Consider the following 16514-nt stretch of genomic DNA (forward strand, 5'->3'; position numbering starts at 1 on the left):
TTAACTGATCGGCATTACTCCCGTTTGGGAGGCTTTCAATTTGAAACTTACTTAAGAGTAACTTTACTTCTTAATTAAGCACTTCCGTCACTATGGAAGTTTTACATCAGATAGGTCTTCACCTGCACCGATAGCTTTCATTTCGCCAGCTACGATTTCAGCTAGTGGGCCTAGGATAACCTGTAGGTTGTTCTCACCTAGTTTAACCACACCTTTAGCGCCAAGCTTCTTAAGAACAGCTTCATCTGCGATAGAGCGGTCTTTAAGAGTTAGACGTAGACGAGTGATACAAGCGTCGATTGAAGTTAGGTTGTCGTGACCACCTAGTGCTTTCAGGTATTGACGTGCAACTTCACCTTTTGGTGCGTCGCCAGCAGGAGCTGCTACAGCTTCGTCATCATCTTCACGACCTGGCGATTTCAAGTTGAAAGCGCGGATTGCGAAAGAGAAAGTGAAGAAGTATAGAGCACCGAAACCAAGACCGATTAGTAGTAGTACGAATGGTTTAGTTGCTAGACCCCAGTTCAATACGAAGTCGATAAGACCAGCAGAGAAACCGAAACCGTGCAGAGTACCAAACATGTTTGCAACTACTAGAGACAGACCTGTAAATACAGCGTGCATTGCGTATAGAGCAGGAGCTAGGAATACGAACATGAATTCTAGCGGCTCTGTGATACCTGTTAGGAATGAACAGAATGCAACTGAGAACAGTGCGCCACCAACTTGGCTGCGTTTTTCAGCAGGAGCAGCTAGGTACATTGCAAGTGCAGCACCTGGTAGACCGAACATCATTACTGGGAAGAAACCGTTCATGAACACGCCAGCGCCTTTATCGCCACCGAAGAAACGGTGTAGGTCGCCAGATTTAACAGTTTCAGTCACTTCTTTAACTACAGTAGTGATTTCTGGAGTTACAGAGTTAGCGAATGTGAATGTGTGCTCTTGGCCAACAACTAGAGTTTTAGCTAGTGATGGGTCAACACAAAGTTGAGTGATGTTAGCGAATGCGCCTTGACCAGCAACGATGATTTCTTGACATGTACCCATACCGAACCAGAAGTATGAGTTCAATACGTGGTGTAGACCTACAGGGATAAGTGCACGGTTAAGAGTACCGTAAACGAATTGACCAATAGCGCCAGATGTTGATACTGCGTGAGCCAGTGCGTCTAGACCAGATTGAACACCAGGCCAAACCACACCAGACACAGCACCTGCAACAAGTGCAAATAGACCAGCCATGATAGGTACTAAACGTTTACCCGCAAAGAAAGCCAGCCACTCAGGAAGACGTGTTGCATGGAAAGCGTTGTAAGAGTGACCTGCGATGATACCAGCGAAGATACCGCCGAAGAATGACATGTTTACGTCAGCGTTAATTGTTGTTGCTGTCGCTGTTAGTACGAAGTAAGCAACTGCACCAGCAAGACCTGCTGCGCCGTTACCGTCTTTAGAAAGACCAATCGCGATACCTAGACCAAATAGCAATGGTAGGTTACCGAAGATAGCTCCACCAGCTTCTGCCATGAATGGAATATCAAGTAGATCGCCTTGACCTAAACGTAGTAGAAGCGCCGCAATCGGAAGTGTTGCGATAGGTAGCATTAATGCCTTACCTAGCTTCTGTGCATATCCTAGAATATTCACCAGTTGTTTCCCCCTATAGGATTTTTTAGAATTCATTTGAGAAACTTATTTTAGTCGCTCAATTTAGTCCTATTCAGTGTATTCAATTAATTTTGCCCCGCAAATTAAAACCTTACCATTTGTGATCCTAATCACCAGTTTTTACCAAATCCAGAGGTTTTTGCTAGCGAGATCATAAAACTTATTTTATCATTCAAAAAAATGAGCATTTATAGATAAAATTCAAATCTAATCATTAGGCAAAAACATGATATTCCTAACTTTAGATTACCCTGTGAATAATCATTAACAATGAACCTAAATGTATAATAAAGATCAATTGTTCATATGTTTTTCAACAACTTAAATAGCTTCCCATTTTGAAGCCGTTCGCCCATAAAAGATAAATCGTTACGTAAATGATGCTCGCAAACTAAGTCCACATTTAGGTAACGAACAAATTTAAAAGATCTCACGAAATAAGGATTAGCTGACTATGTACGCGCTAAGTAACTGTAAAATTTACACTGGTAGTGATGTTCTAACCGATCATGCCGTCGTAATAGAAAATGAACTGATCAAAAAAGTCTGTCCTATCTCTGAATTGCCAGAAGGAATCGAGGTTCGCGATCTAAACGGAGCAAACCTAAGCCCAGGTTTCATTGACTTACAACTGAATGGTTGTGGCGGTGTAATGCTTAACGATGAGATCACGGCAGAAACAATGCAGATCATGCACGAAGCAAACCTTAAATCAGGCTGTACTAGCTTCCTGCCAACGCTCATCACTTCTTCAGACGAAGATATGCGTGCAGTTATTACTGCAGCTCGTGAATATCACAACCAGTACCAAAACCAATCACTAGGTCTGCACCTTGAAGGTCCATACCTAAACGTTGCAAAAAAAGGCATCCACAGCGTCGATCACATTCGTAAATCAGACAGCGAAATGATTGAACTGATTTGCGAGAACAGCGACCTAGTTTCAAAAGTAACATTGGCACCAGAGCTTAATGATCCAGAACATATCGAGCGCCTACACAAAGCAGGCGTTGTCGTTTCTATCGGCCACACAAACGCGACTTACGCAGAAGCTCGACAAAGTTTCGAATCTGGTATCACTTTCGCTACCCACCTATTCAATGCAATGACCCCTATGGTTGGTCGTGAACCTGGCGTTGTTGGCGCGATTTACGACACGCCAGAAGTTTATGCAGGTATCATCGCCGACGGCTTCCACGTTGATTACGCAAACATCAGAATTGCGCACAAAATCAAGGGAGAAAAGTTAGTATTAGTGACGGATGCCACAGCTCCTGCAGGTGCTGACATGGAATACTTTATTTTTGTCGGTAAGAAAGTATATTACCGAGATGGTAAGTGTGTTGATGAAAACGGCACACTGGGCGGCTCAGCTCTGACTATGATTGAAGCAGTTCAGAATACAGTTGAGCACGCTGGTATCGCTTTAGACGAAGCTCTTCGCATGGCTACGCTATACCCAGCTACGGCTATCGGTGTAGAAAGCAAGCTAGGTCGAATCAAAAAAGGCATGGTTGCAAACCTAGCTGTATTTGACCGAGACTTTAACGTTAAAGCGACTGTTGTTAATGGACAATACGAGCACAATTAAGTATGAATGGCGGACAAATAGGTAACGTAGACTTAGTTAAACAACTAAACAGTGCGGCGGTATACCGACTAATAGACCAGCAAGGGCCTATCAGTCGTATACAAGTGGCTGATGTAAGCCAACTCGCACCGGCAAGTGTTACAAAAATTACCCGCCAACTTTTGGAGCGCGGCCTCATTAAAGAGGTTGCGCAACAAGCGTCTACTGGCGGTAGACGCGCGATCTCCCTAACCACAGAAGTCGACCCTTTTCATTCTGTCGCTGTACGCTTAGGTAGAGACTATATTCAAATAAGCCTTCATGACCTTGGCGGTCGTGAGTTGGCTTTCCAACAACAAGACCTGGATTATTCAGACCAATCAGACCTTACACAAGGCTTGGTCAATAACCTCAAGGCTTTCATTGCTGAGCATCAGCCAAAGATCGACCAACTGATTGCCATTGGTGTCACCCTTCCAGGCTTGGTTAACCCAACAACCGGTGTTGTTGAGTACATGCCAAATACGGACATCGATAACCTCGCATTGAGCGACATTATTCGCGACACTTTCCATGTGGCTTGTTTTGTTGGTAATGACGTTAGAGGAATGGCGCTTGCTGAGCACTACTTCGGTGCAAGTAAAGACAGTCAAGATTCTATTTTGGTCAGTGTGCACCGTGGTACGGGTGCTGGTATTATCGTTAATGGCCAGGTTTTCTTAGGCCATAACCGTAACGTGGGTGAAATTGGTCATATCCAAATTGATCCGCTAGGAGAACAGTGCCAGTGTGGTAACTTCGGTTGTCTTGAAACCGTAGCGGCAAACCCTGCCATTGTTGATCGAGTACAGAAGCTCATTAAGCAAGGCTATGAATCTTCTTTAACGGAACTTGAACATATTACGATTCAAGATGTTTGTGACCACGCAATCAATGGCGATGAACTCGCGAAACAAAGCTTAGTTCGAGTAGGAAACCAGTTAGGTAAGGCTATCGCGATGACGATTAACCTGTTTAACCCTCAGAAAGTTATCATTGCTGGTGATATTACGAAGGCACAAGAGATTGTTTTCCCTGCAATTAAGCGCAATGTAGAGAATCAGTCGTTAACGACTTTCCATAGCGGCCTGCCTATTGTAGCATCACAGATCGATAAACATCCTACGATGGGAGCCTTTGCCATGATTAAGCGCGCCATGCTCAACGGTGTGTTACTGCAAAAGCTTCTTGAAGACTAAAGAAAACAATTCTGATTTTCCGCGGGCCGTGTTTGTATAAACACGGCCCGTTTTTTTAAGCTAGGGAACTACAACAACAAGTTATGGAACTTATATTAATATCCACTGCGTTTATCGCAGGATTTATTGCTTTAAAATGCCACCTCCCCCCATTAGTTGGTTTTTTGGTTGCAGGTTTCGGGCTTTATGCCCTTGGCTTTGAAACCAATGACACCATCATTACTTTGGCTGACCTTGGTGTCACCCTTCTCTTATTTACTATTGGCTTAAAGCTGGACATCAAAACCCTACTCTCTAAAGAGATCTGGGCTGGCGCAACAATCCACAATCTTTTATCCACTCTGTTTTTTGCAGCCGCTCTATTTGGTTTTAAGTTCCTAGGTATTTCATCTCTAGCAGCCATGTCAATAGAACAGATCGTTCTACTCGGTTTTGCTCTTTCATTTTCTAGTACTGTATTTGCGGTCAAGTCTCTACAAGAGAAAGGGGAAATGAATGCTACCTATGGCACACTAGCGATTGGCATTCTGGTCATGCAAGATATCTTTGCTGTCGTATTCTTGACTGCATCGACGGGCAAAATTCCAGAGTGGTATGCGATCGCACTGTTCGCTTTGCCTTTCTTTCGCCCATTGTTCTACAAAGTCCTCGATTGGGTTGGGCACGGTGAAATGTTGGTGCTATTCGGTATCTTCTTCGCATTAGTTGTTGGTGCGGGCTTGTTCCAGTTTGTAGGAGTAAAACCAGACTTAGGTGCCCTTATCCTAGGTATGCTATTAGCCGGTCACCCAAAAGCTTCAGAGCTATCGAAGTCGCTGTTTAACCTCAAAGAGCTTTTCCTCGTCTGCTTCTTCTTGAATATTGGCTTGTCAGAACAGCCAACTATTCAGGGTTTTATGCTTGCAGTCTTGTTCTTATTGTTACTGCCAGTGAAAGGCGTTCTGTACTTCTTGGTACTAAACCGATTCAAGTTCCGTGTTCGAACCTCCCTACTCACTTCTTTGTCACTGTTTAACTACAGTGAATTTGGCCTCATCGTCGGTGGCCTTGCTTTTAAGATGGGCTGGATGTCTGGCGACATCTTGGTGGCAGTGGCTATAGCCGTTTCATTGTCGTTCTTAATCGCTGCACCTCTCAACAAAGCGGGTCACAAACTTTATCAACAATCAGGTCGCTGGTTAAAAGAGCACGCTGCTGAGAAGCTCCACCAACGTGACAAACGAATTGACCCAGGTCGGGCTCAAGTTCTAATTCTTGGTATGGGACGCATTGGTACTGGTGCCTACGACGAATTACGCTCACGCTACGGCAAAGTGAGTTTAGGTGTAGAAGTTCGTGAAGACGCGGCACATAACCACAGAAGCCATGGCAGAAACGTTATTTCTGGTGACGCAACTGACCCGGATTTCTGGGAACGAATCTTAGACACAGCAAACGTAAAACTGGTGATCTTGGCTATGCCTCACCACCAAGGTAATCAAACCGCCTTAGAACAATTAAAATCACGAAACTTTAAAGGTCAAATAGCGGCAATTGCCGAATATCCAGATCAGCTCGAAACACTGAAAGAGAATGGCGTCGATGCGGCATTTAACATTTACAGCGAAGCTGGTAGCGGTTTTGCCCGACATGTTTGTGAACAATTGAATCCGAACATCAATAAAATATGATATTCAACATGTTCCATTTAACCTCTCAAAATTGCGATTTTTTTGCACTTTTGAGAGGTTTTTGTTCAAAAAACCAACCGCAATTAGACGCCACTCACCAAAACCACCTTAAAAGTAGATATTTTCTAACATAAACCCCTTTATATTATTTTTTTGCTCACATTCGGTTGCTTTTTTTAGCCAGAATGGCAAATTGAATGCAGTTGATTTAGAAATTATTTAAAAGGAAGTTCTATGTGTTCAGTATTTGGCATTCTCGACATTAAAAGTGATGCCGCAGCACTTCGCCCTATTGCTTTAGAAATGTCTAAAAAGCTTCGTCACCGTGGCCCAGACTGGTCTGGTATCTATGCCGGTGAAAAAGCTATCCTTGCTCACGAGCGTCTAGCTATCGTCGGCTTAAACAGTGGTGCTCAACCACTATACAGCCAAGACAAAAAGCACATTCTTGCAGTTAATGGCGAAATCTATAACCACAAAGAACTTCGCGCTCGCTACGAAGATAAATACCAGTTCCAAACTGACTCTGATTGTGAAGTCATTCTTGCGCTTTACCAAGAGATGGGTGCCGACCTTTTAGAAGAACTTAACGGTATTTTCGCTTTCGTTTTATATGACGAAGAGAAAGACGAATACCTAGTCGGCCGTGACCATATTGGCATCATCCCGCTTTACCAAGGCTACGATGAGCACGGCAACTATTACGTTGCTTCAGAGATGAAAGCACTGGTTCCAGTTTGTAAGACGATCAGTGAGTTCCCTCCTGGTAGCTTCTACTCTTCTAAAGATGCAGAACCTCAACGCTACTACATCCGCGATTGGAACAAATACGCAGCCGTTCAAGGTAACAGCACAAGCAAAGAAGAGCTAACTGAAGCGCTAGAAGCTGCTGTTAAGCGTCAACTAATGACTGACGTTCCTTACGGTGTACTTCTATCTGGTGGCCTTGATTCATCAATCACTTCTGCAGTCGCTAAGCGTTTTGCAGCAATGCGTATCGAAGATGACGAGCAATCAGAAGCTTGGTGGCCACAACTACACTCATTTGCTGTTGGCCTAGAAAATGCTCCCGATCTGATTGCTGCACGTGAAGTTGCGGACAAAATCGGTACTGTACACCATGAGATGACTTACACCATTCAGGAAGGCTTAGATGCAATCCGTGATGTTATCTACCACATCGAAACTTACGATGTAACGACCATTCGTGCATCGACGCCAATGTACTTGCTTGCTCGTAAGATCAAAGCAATGGGTATCAAAATGGTACTTTCTGGTGAAGGTGCTGATGAAATCTTTGGTGGCTACCTGTACTTCCATAAAGCGCCAAACGCAAAAGAGTTCCACGAAGAGACGGTACGTAAACTTCTTGCTCTAAGCATGTTTGACTGTGCTCGTGCAAACAAATCACTTGCAGCATGGGGAGTCGAAGGTCGTGTACCATTCTTGGATAAAGAGTTCATCGATGTGGCTATGCGTTTAAACCCTGAAGACAAAATGTGCGGTAACGGTAAAATGGAGAAACACATCCTACGTGAGTGTTTTGAAGACTACTTACCAGATTCAATTGCATGGCGCCAAAAAGAACAGTTCTCTGATGGTGTTGGCTACGACTGGATTGATACATTGAAAGCAACGGCTGAAGAAAAAGTAACGGATCAACAAATGGAAGCTGCTCAGTTCCGTTTCCCTTACAACACACCAACAACCAAAGAAGGTTATGCTTACCGTGAAATCTTTGAGGAGCTATTCCCTCTAGAATCGGCGGCAGAGTGTGTACCTGGCGGCCCTTCAGTTGCCTGTTCATCAGCAAAAGCGATCGAGTGGGATGAGTCATTCAAAAACTGTGTAGACCCATCAGGCCGTGCGGTACAAGCCGTTCACAACGACGCCTATGACGCTTAAGCGTTTGAAAAATCAAATACTAAAAAAGGCGCATTATGCGCCTTTTTGTTTTAAGCCTAGTTTTTACTTTTTAATATTTCACTTATACGTGAGCTTGTAGTGCTTCGTTTTCAATACTGATCGGAACCACTTGGCTGATCATTTTTACGAGCATAATGGATCGAGCTTCGCCATCTTTCTGATGGTAAATAGCTTCAACACCCGCAAACTGGCCATTATTAATTTTGACAACTTGCCCTGATTCAAACTCAACACAGCAATCTTCAACTTCGCTACTGCAACACTTCTCGAACTCTTTTAGCTCAAAAACCAAATCACCTTGGACTTCATACGGCCTTGCACCGAACTTAATAAAGTCGACAACACCACGAGTTGAACGAACGGTAGTAAAGCTTGGGCCTTGCTCATAATCAAAACGGACAAAGATATATGATGGGAACAGCGGTTCTTGGACCAGCTTCTCTTTCCCTCTCACTACCTTTTCGACTTCTATTTGAGGGTAAAAGCACTCTACCCCCTGATTTTCTAGGTGCTGTTGAGCGCGTTTTTGATCACCACGCTTACAGTAAAGTAAATACCAACGTTTCATTTAACTCGCCATCTTCGTTCTTTGGACATTTAACCACAGCCTAAAACAGTTTAGTCGCCGTTAATAAATGAGTCCTGATAAGCGAGAAATTACGCGCAACAGACAGACTTATCAACCAAAAAGTCATAGGTAAAAAATTTGGTCAGTCATTGTACAAGGAACATTTAGAGATCAAAAGACTCATTGCTGTAAGCATATGTATATCGCAGATAATATGAATAACATTCCCTATAAGATCATAACGATAGGCTAGGGCAATAGATCTAAACATTTTTATTGGATAGGGTTTTAAAAAAGGTTACTAACCAACCAGGTCAAATATGGAAAATTAGTTTGCAGCACAAGTAGAATGGGCCACATTAAAAGTAAATTTATTTAATATCAACACCTTAGCAAAACCAAGTTATCGTGACCACAAAATACGCCTATTGCAGACTTTTACCCTACTGTGTATACATGAATGACTATAAAATCTTTTAATACCTAAAATTAGTAAAACTTATGCCAAGCAATCACAACATCTTTGGCCACCCTAGAGGCCTATTTTTATTATTTAGCACAGAGCTATGGGAACGTTTCTCCTACTACGCGATGCGTGCCATCCTTGTTTTATTTTTGACTGACACGACCCTCAACGGTGGACTTGGTTGGTCAACGAAAGACGCACTTGATCTCTACGGTATTTACACTGGCTTAGTCTACATCACGCCATTGATCGGTGGCTGGATTGCCGATAACTACTTAGGACAACGTAAATCGATCCTAGTGGGTGGTGTATTAATGGCACTCGGCCAGTTTACACTCGCTCTTCCTAACGGCGCTATTGGCTTAGACCAAGTAAATGCTCTTTATCTAGGTTTAGCACTACTTATCAGTGGTAACGGTATGTTTAAGCCAAACATCTCGACCATGGTTGGCGACCTATACCAAGAAGGCGATAACCGCCGTGACGGTGCATTCACCATTTTCTACATGGGCATCAACTTAGGTGCATTATTAGGTGGCTTGATTTCAGGCGCTGCTGTCGACTCTTTCGGCTGGAAAGCAGGTTTCTTAGCCGCTGGTATTGGTATGGTTATTAGCTTAATCATGCAAATGACAATGGCTCAATCTTGGTTAGGTAACATTGGTTCAGTGCCCGCACGCAGCTGCGCGAGCAAAAGCACTGAACAAATCAAAAGAAAAAACGCCACTAACCAAAGAAGAGTTCGATCGACTAAAAGTTATTCTGGTTATGGGTCTATTCGTCATAGTTTTCTGGGCGGGCTTTGAACAAGCTGGCGGTCTGATGAATATCTATACTCAACAATATACTGACCGCATGATTGGTGGCTTTGAAGTCCCAGCGGCGTGGTTCCAATCTCTGAACCCATTCTTCATCATTACACTTGCACCAATCATTGCTGCATTTTGGGTTAAGCTTGGTAAGCGTGAACCAAATTCTCCAGTGAAATTTGCAATGGCTTTGTTCTTCCTAGCTCTTGGTTTTGTGTGCATGATGGGCGCTGTAATGGAGCAAGGTGGCGACCTAACAGTGAAAACATCAATGCTGTGGCTAGTCGGTGCTTTCTTCTTCCATACCCTTGGCGAACTTTGTCTATCTCCTATTGGCCTGTCGTTGGTCACTAAGTTAGCTCCGCTTCGTCTCGCATCGCTAATGATGGGTGCATGGTTTGGCTTCAACGCTGTCGCAAACTACGTAGCTGGCCTTGTGGGTTCTCACGTTGGTGAGCTTGGCGCAATGTCTATCTTCGGTGGTATCGCAATTACAGCGACCATAAGTGGCGTCTTACTGCTTCTTTGTGCTGGCAAGCTTGTATCATGGATGCATGGCGTAGAAACCAACATGATGCTTGAAGCAGAGCCAAAAGCAGAGACTTCGGTTGCTTAATATCTAGATCTATTTCAAGAATAAACATCAAGATCAAAAAGGGCTGCTCAATGAGCAGCCCTTTTGTTATTTATTCTATTGGCATATCAGTTAGCGATGAAGCGCCACTAGCTCAGCCATCATATCGATGTGTGAGTCTCTGTCGTTAAGACACATAATGTAGCTAAAGTCTGAGCCACCAGCGTCAATGAAGGTCTCTTTACACTGATCCGAAATCTCTTCTAACGTTTCTAAACAATCCACAGAAAATGCAGGCGCCATAATATCGATTTTTTTGATGCCTTTGCTTGGCAATGATTCAAGTGTCTCGTCAGTGTATGGCTTCAACCACTCTTCTCGACCAAATCGAGATTGGTATGTCATGGTGATATCGTCCGCTGATAAGCCTAACTCAGCAGCAAGGAGCTTTGTTGTCGCTTCACAATGCTGTGGGTAGATGTCGCCTTCATCAGCCAATCGCTTCGGAATACCGTGGAAAGAACAAACTAAATGATCGGCTCTACCATTTTTATCCCAATGGCTACGCACGCTTTCAGCCAATGCTTTTGCGTAGCTTGGGTGCGCGTAGTAGTCGCGAATAAAGCGATAGCTCGGAATCACTGGCATCTGCTTAAAGGCCTTGGTTAAGCCATCAGATACGGCCGCTGTGGTTGTGCCTGAGTATTGAGGATATAAAGGCAATACGATGATGTCTTCAACGCCCTGCTCCATTAATTGCTCAACGCCCGTTTTAAGGCTTGGGTTACCATAGGTCATACCCAGCGCTACGGGTATCTGTAATTTTTTCTGGAGCTTTTCGGCTTGTCTTTGAGAGTACACAAGTAGTGGTGAGCCTTCATCCATCCAAACAGACTGATACAGCTTAGCCACTTTCGGCGATCTAATCGGTAAGATCACCCCATGCAAAATAGGACACCACAGCCAACGCGTTAAATTTACAACTCGCTTATCGTGTAAGAATTCACTCAAAAATCGACGAACGCCAGCAGGGGTCGCTGAGTCTGGTGTTCCTAAGTTCACCAGTAAAACGCCCTGCTTTTTATTATTTTCCATAGATACCTGAGACCAATATGTGATTTTCTGGAACGTAATATACTAATCTACATAAGTTTAAGATCATTGTTGTGTCACTAAATTTAAGAATAATCGTTCTTAACCTAGGTGATCACAACATCACATTGATCGTTAGCCGCGCGAATCTAAGCCGTACCACGGAAACAGTGCACAATCGAGTTTATCTAGATTGGTATATGACTAAAAATTAAAACAAAAAAAGCGACCTTAAGGTCGCTTCCAATATATCAAATTCTAAAACTGGCTGTTAGCCAATTATGCTAGTGCTTTCTCAAGTTCTGCACTAACTTCAGCAACTTGCTTAGTACCGTCGAACTTAAGGTACTTAGTGTTACCTGCTTCAGCTTCTTTACCGTAGTAAGAGATAAGCGGAGCTGTTTGATCGTGGTATACACCTAGACGTGCACGAACTGTTTCTTCTTTGTCGTCATCACGAACCACTAGCTCTTCGCCAGTGATGTCATCTTTACCTTCTTCTTTAGGCGGGTTGTACACATTGTGGTATGTACGGCCAGAAGGAAGGTGAGCACGACGACCAGCCATACGCTCAACAATCACATCGTCAGCTACGTCGAATTCAACAACGTAGTCTACTGCGATACCCATTTCTTTTAGGCCATCAGCTTGAGGGATTGTGCGTGGGAAACCGTCTAGTAGGAAACCTTTCTCACAGTCATCTTGAGCGATACGCTCTTTGATTAGACCAAGGATAATTTCATCAGAAACTAGCTGACCAGCGTCGATTACTGATTTTGCTTGCTTACCAAGCTCAGTACCCGCTTTGATAGCAGCACGTAGCATGTCACCAGTTGAAATTTGAGGGATACCAAATTTGTTCATGATGAAGTTAGCTTGAGTACCTTTACCCGCGCCAGGAGCACCTAGAAGAATGATGCGCATGTTTAATCCTCTTATAAAAATTATGATTTATACCGAAGCTCACTATCCCGCCTTTCTGGTTCAATTTAAGTCGAACAAGAGAGGTTAGGTAACAACTGAGGCTAAGCACAACTGTAAACAGAAGCAAAACGGTAAGTTTCGGTATAACGTTTAAAAATCATACAACTGGAGATGATAGGTTCATAGTACCAGCTGATTAGGTCGAGCATTCTATCACATTAATATTCAATTTTGCTTAAATTAAGACTAAAGAATGTATCGACAGCGTTTGCGTTCGTCTTGTTAGCAACTTTAGCGACATTTCGATGAATTTAAGCGACGTTCATAAAAAAAGCCCGCATTAGCGAGCTTTTAATTATAATTATGAGCTTAGCCCAAAGTCGAAAGACTAACGTTTTGTCAGTAGTTCGTTGATTGCACCTAAGAATTGTGACGGGTCTTCCATTGAGCCCTTTTCAGCCAGCATAGCTTGACCAAGTAGTAGCTCAACCCAACGACCAAACGCTTGTTCGTCCGCTTCATCAGCCATCTGTTTCACAAGTGCGTGCTCAGGGTTAATCTCAAAGATGTACTTAACTTCAGGTGCCGCTTGACCCGCAGCTTCAAGAAGCTTAGCCATTTGCGTGCCCATTTCGAAGTCATCAGTCACCACAACGGCAGGTGTTGTTGCGAGCTTGAAAGTAGTACGAACTTCTTTAACACGACCACCTAGGTAAGATTGAGTGCGCTCAACAACAGATTTGAACTCTTCTTCTGTCTCTTTTTGCTTCTCTTTCTCTTCTTCACCTTCAAACTTGCTTAGGTCTAAGCCTGCTTTAGTGATCGATTGGAACTGTTTACCGTCGAAGTCAGTCAGGTAATTCATTACGTACTCATCGATACGATCGTACATGAGAACAACTTCGATACCTTTTGCTTTGAACTGCTCTAAGTGTGGGCTGTTCTTAGCGCCAGCGTAACTATCTGCTGTTAGGTAATAGATCTTGTCTTGGCCTTCTTTCATGCGTTCAACGTAAGATGCTAGGCCGATAGTTTGTTCAGAAGAATCCACTTCTGTTGATGAGAAACGAAGTAGACCTGCGATTTTTTCTTTGTTCGCCATGTCTTCAGCAGGGCCTTCTTTCAGTACTAGGCCGAACTCTTTCCAAAATTCTAAGTACTTGTCGTTGTCATTCTTTGCTATGCGCTCAAGCATAGTCAGTACACGCTTAGTACATGCGCCACGAAGAGACTGAGTTACCTTATTATCTTGCAGGATTTCACGAGACACGTTCAGTGGTAAATCGTTTGAATCAATCAAGCCGCGAACGAAACGCATGTAAGATGGCATAAACTGCTCTGCGTCATCCATAATAAACACACGTTGCACGTATAGTTTCAAGCCGCTCTTATGATCACGGTTCATCATATCCCAAGGTGCTTTCGCAGGAATATAAAGTAGGCTTGTGTAGTCGTTCTTACCTTCAACTTTGTTATGGCTCCACGTTAGTGGATCAGCAAAGTCGTGAGATACGTGCTTGTAAAACTCTTGGTACTCTTCTTTCTCGATATCAGACTTGTTACGAGTCCAAAGCGCTTGAGCCTTGTTAATTTGCTCCCAATGCTTCTCTTCGGTGTCTTTACCTTCGTCATCTTTCACCGCGGTGAAGATAGAGACAGGGATACCGATGTGATCAGAATACTTACCAATCACTTCACGTAGACGCCATTCATTTAAGAACTCTTTGCCGTCTTCACGCATATGAAGAATGATGTCTGTACCACGAGATTCTTTCGTGATGTCTTCGATAGTGTAATCACCTTCACCCGCAGAGTGCCATTGCACGGCTTGGTCATTAGCAAGTCCAGCTGCTCGAGTGCGAACAGTCACTGCGTCTGCAACGATAAATGCAGAATAGAAACCAACACCAAATTGGCCAATAAGCTGAGAGTCTTTGCTTTGGTCTTCAGACAGCTTTGAGAAAAAGTCAGCTGTGCCTGACTTAGCAATAGTACCTAAATGCTCAATAACGTTGTCGCGGCTCATACCTATGCCGTTATCAGAGATCGTTAAAGTATTTGCTTCAGCGTTGAACGAAAGTTTCACACCTAAATCAGCATCGCCTTGGTAAAGGTCGCCATTTGATAGCGCTTGAAAACGAAGCTTATCAGCCGCGTCAGATGCGTTAGAGATCAGCTCACGTAGGAAGATTTCTTTATTTGAATACAGTGAGTGAATCATTAGGTGAAGTAGTTGTTTTACTTCAGATTGAAAGCCACGAGTCTCTTTATTTTGCGTTGCTGTTTCGCTCATTTTTACTCCAAAACATCTATACTTTATGTTGAATACCATAGGGGCGTAACACTTGATGCCACTCTTATGTTCATTAACATGAGGATGACAAATGTAAATTCAAGGTCAAAAAGCATAAAAACACTGTTTTTTTGATCTGTTTTTATTATCCTTGAGTGTTATAAATATAAAAGAACATAAAAGAAGCCATGATTTGGTGAAGAATTAACAGAACTTCACCTGAGATTTGTCTATTTCGCACCCCAAATCATCCAAAATAGAAGAGTTCAATGAGCAATATCGGCACAAAGTTTATTCTCGCACAGCGGTTCGTATTTGACCCAAATAGCAACTCACTTGTTGATCAGATGAGCGACGGTGAAGTCGTACGTCTTGGCAGCAATGAAAGCCGCATTCTCCTGATGCTGTCAGAAAGACCCAATGAAGTTATCACTCGTAACGAATTACACGAATATGTTTGGCGAGACCAAGGCTTTGAGGTGGACGACTCCAGCTTAACGCAAGCGGTATCGACACTCAGAAAAATGCTAAAAGACTCAACCAAATCTCCAGCATTTGTAAAAACCGTTCCTAAACGTGGTTATCAATTTATCGCGACTGTTGAGCGCTCAGCACCACTATCATCAAACGATCAGCCAACAACAGCTGAAATTGCAGAAAGTGACATAGAGCCTATTTTAACATTTGCTAATACCACATTAGCTGATGAGGTCATCACTGAAACTATTGATCCAGAGCCAACTGCAAAGGCTCAAGAAAATCATGTCGAAGTCGAGCCAGTAACCAATCAGGTTAAACCTAAAGATGAAAGTTCGAATAAATGGTTAACGTTTGGAATGTTACTTGTCGCTTTCATTATGCCAATACTCGTTTTAACGTTAAAGAACCCAGCAGAGTCAGAGTTTCGAACATTAGCAGAGGTTAATGGTGTCAAAGTTCAAACCCCAATCAACCATCCAACTCTGACTAGTTGGCTGCCAGCGATAGAGAAATGTGTATTGCGTTACAACACCAGCCACACTGGCATGCTAAAGCCAACTGAGGTGATTGCAACAGGCGGACAAGGTAACAATCTAGCTCTAAACTATATTCACCCTCAAGATTACTCGAGCGAGAATGTAACTCTAAGAATTTACGCAAACCAGTCGGATGTACACGACATTTGTAACGGTGGTCAGTAACATGAAATTAAAATTATCCATTATTTTACTGGTTATCTCTGCTTTCTTGAGCGGCTGGTTATACTGGGGTAGCGATGCAAAGATAGAACGCTTGCTTACGCAACACGAATGGCAATCGAAAATGGTGACTCTGATTAGCGATATCAAGCAAGAGGATTCAATCGGGCCACTGCGTAAGGTTGAGCTATCATCGAATGCGAAGTATTTGCCAAACGGTACGTATCTGAGAATGGCTGTAGTTAAACTGTATGGCACTCAGACTGCACCCGCAAACGTCATCAATATTTCCGAAACCGGTCAGTGGGATATTAACGATAATTACTTACTGATTTCACCAACGGAGTTTAAAGATGTCACTTCTGCTGAGCGACAAGACTTTTCAGAGGAGCAACTCGAGCTGATCACTCAAGTGATTAAAATGGATGCAGAACAAAGCCGACGCATTGATATTATTAATCAGAAAGCACTGCTGCTCACTAGCCTAAATCATGGTTCTACGGTGTTATTCTCAAACTAATACTGTCTCAAACTA

General features: G+C 43.2%; 11 protein-coding genes and 1 pseudogene. 7 read left to right on the forward strand and 5 right to left on the reverse strand.

Annotated elements, in window-relative coordinates; all coding sequences use genetic code 11:
- Nucleotides 1-90: 90 nt before the first annotated feature.
- On the reverse strand, nucleotides 91-1650 hold the full coding sequence (gene nagE / locus AB4589_RS16420) for an N-acetylglucosamine-specific PTS transporter subunit IIBC (protein ID WP_029222967.1): 1560 nt from the start codon (nucleotides 1648-1650) through the stop codon (nucleotides 91-93).
- A 475-nt stretch (nucleotides 1651-2125) separates the two neighbouring features.
- On the opposite strand from nagE, the gene nagA reads away from it, so the two are divergent.
- The 4 genes from nagA (at nucleotide 2126) to asnB (ending at nucleotide 8054) form a co-directional block, all read left to right on the forward strand.
- The gene (nagA, locus tag AB4589_RS16425) at nucleotides 2126-3262 is read left to right on the forward strand and encodes an N-acetylglucosamine-6-phosphate deacetylase (protein WP_009847334.1); all 1137 of its coding nucleotides are present in this window, start codon (nucleotides 2126-2128) and stop codon (nucleotides 3260-3262) included.
- Between the two features lie 2 nt (nucleotides 3263-3264).
- Entirely contained in the window at nucleotides 3265-4479 is a 1215-nt protein-coding gene (locus AB4589_RS16430) for an ROK family protein (RefSeq protein ID WP_009847335.1), read from the forward strand.
- An 83-nt stretch (nucleotides 4480-4562) separates the two neighbouring features.
- Nucleotides 4563-6149 carry a cation:proton antiporter family protein gene (locus AB4589_RS16435; RefSeq protein WP_009847336.1) on the forward strand — a complete coding sequence of 529 codons (1587 nt, stop codon included), beginning with the start codon at nucleotides 4563-4565 and terminating at the stop codon, nucleotides 6147-6149.
- A gap of 234 nt (nucleotides 6150-6383) precedes the next feature.
- Entirely contained in the window at nucleotides 6384-8054 is a 1671-nt protein-coding gene (gene asnB / locus AB4589_RS16440) for an asparagine synthase B (protein WP_372101161.1), read from the forward strand.
- Between the two features lie 82 nt (nucleotides 8055-8136).
- Here the strand turns inward: asnB and rfaH are convergent, their stop codons facing one another.
- Nucleotides 8137-8643, reverse strand: a complete 507-nt coding sequence (gene rfaH / locus AB4589_RS16445) for a transcription/translation regulatory transformer protein RfaH (RefSeq protein WP_371708146.1) — start codon at nucleotides 8641-8643, stop codon at nucleotides 8137-8139.
- 501 nt (nucleotides 8644-9144) lie between these two features.
- On the opposite strand from rfaH, the pseudogene AB4589_RS16450 reads away from it, so the two are divergent.
- Nucleotides 9145-10534 (forward strand): annotated as a pseudogene (locus AB4589_RS16450) (peptide MFS transporter).
- A 90-nt stretch (nucleotides 10535-10624) separates the two neighbouring features.
- On the opposite strand, the gene hemH reads toward AB4589_RS16450, so the two are convergent.
- From hemH to htpG, 3 genes are all read right to left on the reverse strand, one after another.
- Entirely contained in the window at nucleotides 10625-11587 is a 963-nt protein-coding gene (gene hemH, locus AB4589_RS16455; protein WP_372101163.1) for a ferrochelatase, read from the reverse strand.
- A gap of 276 nt (nucleotides 11588-11863) precedes the next feature.
- Nucleotides 11864-12508 (reverse strand): adenylate kinase, encoded by a 645-nt coding sequence (gene adk, locus AB4589_RS16460; protein ID WP_009847341.1) that lies wholly within the window; start codon nucleotides 12506-12508, stop codon nucleotides 11864-11866.
- 388 nt (nucleotides 12509-12896) lie between these two features.
- On the reverse strand, nucleotides 12897-14801 hold the full coding sequence (gene htpG / locus AB4589_RS16465) for a molecular chaperone HtpG (RefSeq protein WP_372101165.1): 1905 nt from the start codon (nucleotides 14799-14801) through the stop codon (nucleotides 12897-12899).
- Between the two features lie 269 nt (nucleotides 14802-15070).
- On the opposite strand from htpG, the gene AB4589_RS16470 reads away from it, so the two are divergent.
- Nucleotides 15071-15982 (forward strand): transcriptional regulator, encoded by a 912-nt coding sequence (locus AB4589_RS16470; protein ID WP_135445371.1) that lies wholly within the window; start codon nucleotides 15071-15073, stop codon nucleotides 15980-15982.
- A gap of 1 nt (nucleotide 15983) precedes the next feature.
- Complete coding sequence (locus tag AB4589_RS16475) at nucleotides 15984-16499, forward strand: regulatory protein ToxS (RefSeq protein WP_009847344.1); 516 nt, start codon at nucleotides 15984-15986, stop codon at nucleotides 16497-16499.
- The last annotated feature ends 15 nt before the right edge of the window (nucleotides 16500-16514 follow it).

The organism is Vibrio sp. 10N.222.49.A3, assembly GCF_041475145.1.
Lineage (GTDB): Bacteria > Pseudomonadota > Gammaproteobacteria > Enterobacterales > Vibrionaceae > Vibrio > Vibrio tasmaniensis_A.

What these genes read in the sequence shown, in the direction of transcription:
- asnB (WP_372101161.1), top strand. Translation starts at nt 6,384, where the DNA reads ATGTGTTCAGTATTTGGCATTCTCGACATTAAAAGTGATGCCGCAGCA.
- adk (WP_009847341.1), bottom strand. Translation starts at nt 12,508, where the DNA reads ATGCGCATCATTCTTCTAGGTGCTCCTGGCGCGGGTAAAGGTACTCAA.
- htpG (WP_372101165.1), bottom strand. Translation starts at nt 14,801, where the DNA reads ATGAGCGAAACAGCAACGCAAAATAAAGAGACTCGTGGCTTTCAATCT.
- rfaH (WP_371708146.1), bottom strand. Translation starts at nt 8,643, where the DNA reads ATGAAACGTTGGTATTTACTTTACTGTAAGCGTGGTGATCAAAAACGC.
- AB4589_RS16475 (WP_009847344.1), top strand. Translation starts at nt 15,984, where the DNA reads ATGAAATTAAAATTATCCATTATTTTACTGGTTATCTCTGCTTTCTTG.
- AB4589_RS16435 (WP_009847336.1), top strand. Translation starts at nt 4,563, where the DNA reads ATGGAACTTATATTAATATCCACTGCGTTTATCGCAGGATTTATTGCT.
- AB4589_RS16430 (WP_009847335.1), top strand. Translation starts at nt 3,265, where the DNA reads ATGAATGGCGGACAAATAGGTAACGTAGACTTAGTTAAACAACTAAAC.
- AB4589_RS16470 (WP_135445371.1), top strand. Translation starts at nt 15,071, where the DNA reads ATGAGCAATATCGGCACAAAGTTTATTCTCGCACAGCGGTTCGTATTT.
- nagA (WP_009847334.1), top strand. Translation starts at nt 2,126, where the DNA reads ATGTACGCGCTAAGTAACTGTAAAATTTACACTGGTAGTGATGTTCTA.
- hemH (WP_372101163.1), bottom strand. Translation starts at nt 11,587, where the DNA reads ATGGAAAATAATAAAAAGCAGGGCGTTTTACTGGTGAACTTAGGAACA.